The sequence below is a fragment of the Cryobacterium sp. 10I1 genome (assembly GCF_035019805.1).
In the GTDB taxonomy this organism is placed as follows: domain Bacteria; phylum Actinomycetota; class Actinomycetes; order Actinomycetales; family Microbacteriaceae; genus Cryobacterium; species Cryobacterium glucosi.
In genome coordinates, this window is record NZ_JASJVF010000382.1 from 1 (window position 1) to 2,183 (window position 2,183).

Here is a 2,183-nt window from a genome sequence, read left to right on the forward strand (position 1 = left end):
GCCGTCACCGTCGAAGCGCTGACCGACGCCGTCACGTACCAGCCCGGCCAGAAGCCCGAACTCTCCCTCAGCATCACGAACACGGGCACCGTCCCCTGCGTGATCAACGCCGGCACCTCGAAACAGGTCTTCACGATCTCGAGCGGCCAGGACATCTACTGGACCTCGACGGACTGCCAGAGTGCGGCCGCCGACGCCGACGTCACCCTGCAACCGGGCGTTCCGGTGAGCTCGACAACACCGATCGCCTGGGACCGGGTCCGCTCCAACGCCGCCACCTGCGACGAGTCCACCCGCACCGCCGCGCCGGCCGGGGGAGCCTCCTATCATCTCGCCGTCTCCGTCGACGGCATCGCATCGGCGACACCCAAGCAGTTCATCCTCGACTGAACGATTGCCCGTACCGCACGTCAGCCCAGAGCGGAATAGTCCGCTCCGGTGCCCAGCCGGTGCGGACGGAATGATTGAATGGGTGGCGTGACTGACCCGACTGACATGACGCCGCCGACCCCACCGACCCGCTCCGTGGCCCTTGCTACCGCCCTCGCCGCCCAGGACGTAGCAGCCGTCGCATACGCCCTCCGCAACGACGTCGTGATCGTGCCGCAGCTCGTCGTCAACGGGCAGGGCGAGCAGGTTCGCGTCTTCGGCCGCGAAGGCACCGACAAGCGGATGCTGCTGCTCTTCTCCTCCGCCGAGAATTACGTCCGCATGGTGCCCGATGAAGTGGACCCCCAGGTCATGGTCGGCGACGCCCAGTGGCTGCGCGACTTCCTCACCGTGCATCGGAACGTGCTTGAGATGGTCTTCTTCGACATCGCCGGCCCGCACGTGATGCAGGCGGCCCCTGACGACCTGATGGCGGCGCTCGGCACCCTCCCGGAAACCGATTCCAGCGACGACGCCTGAGTCGGCACCCCCCATCGGCGGCATCCTGCGGCGTCCATTCGCCGGTGTCCGGGCTGGGCGCTAGGCTGAGCCTCGACAGTGTTCCTCCCTCTCTCGGAGAGGGTTCCCGGTGGGGAGATTGAAGGCCGGGAACACACGCCTGTCGGGGAGCAGGCCACGATGAACGCACCGCCGAATGAATCGATCGAGGCGAGACTCGCGCGCGTCGAGCGCCTCTTCTGGATCGACCGCGACGAGGCCAACCAGGCCGCCAGGGACTGGCTGATCGAGCTGCGCGTCGTCGACATCGATGGCGCGAACGGTGAGTTCGTCGACTACAGCAGCGTCGAGACCGGCCTCGGCAGGGGAGCCGTCGCGCGGCGCCTCCGCGTGCTCCTGGCCAACATCAGCCGCACCCGCGGAGATCCGAGCCGCAGCGCGGCCGAGGTGCAACAGATCCTTGCCTGGGCCGAGCGGCACGGCGAAGTCGCCCTGCAGTCCCGCTGTCACGACGTGCTCGGCTCGGTGTTCGAGATGGTCGGTGACCCCGCCCTCGCCCTCGAGCACGCCGTTCTCGTCAACGATCTGATCGACGAGAGCGAGGTGCCGCTGATGCGGGCCGCAGCCCGACTCTGCCTGGCCGACGCCCTTGGATCGGCCGGATCCTTCGACGAGTCGCGGCGCCGCTACAACGAGGCCCTGCGGCTCGTCATCGACGACACCGACACCAACATCCGCTACATGATCCTGAACAACCTCGCGTACACCGAGTATCTCGCCCACAACCACGTGGCCGCGCTCGAGACCGTCGAGCAGCTGCTCGCACTGTCCACGGCGAACTCCCGCCCGATCGGCATGTACGCGCGCGACACGATCGCCAGGGTCTACCTGACCGCGGGGCGGCTCGACGAAGCCGAGCGGATGCTGCTTCCGGCCATCGAAACCGCGAACGACGACCCCAACCCCGATGCGGTCTCGGCAGCACTGGTCACCCTCGCCGAGGTTTACCGGATCCAGGGACGGCTCGACGCGGCGCAGCGGGTGATCGACCAGTGCGCCACCCTCGCCGCCGGTCACGGCCTCGTCCGCTGGCTCACCGAAGTCGCCCGCGAACAGGCCGAGGCCTACGCCGCGAACCTCGACTACCGCCGGGCCTTCGAGGCCTACCGGAGCTATCACGCCCAGTCGGTCGCGCTCGGCGCGAGCGAGAACGAATCCCGCGGGCGGATCCTCGAGGCCATGTTCCAGACCGCGGAATCGCGGCGCGAGAGCGAACGCTACCGGGAACTCGCCGA

At 68.3% G+C, this 2,183-nt stretch carries 2 protein-coding genes and 1 pseudogene; all 3 read left to right on the forward strand.

The genetic code is table 11. From position 1 onward, the window contains the following. Window positions 1-390 (forward strand): annotated as a pseudogene (locus QN345_RS18245) (hypothetical protein); the annotation flags it as partial. 87 nt (window positions 391-477) lie between these two features. Beyond that, window positions 478-909: a dehydrogenase gene (locus QN345_RS18250; protein ID WP_322136741.1), complete on the forward strand. Its 432-nt coding sequence runs from the start codon at window positions 478-480 to the stop codon at window positions 907-909. Window positions 910-1,068: 159 nt separating this feature from the next. Next, the coding region (locus QN345_RS18255; protein ID WP_323509031.1) for a tetratricopeptide repeat protein at window positions 1,069-2,183 on the forward strand (1,115 nt) is incomplete at its 3' end.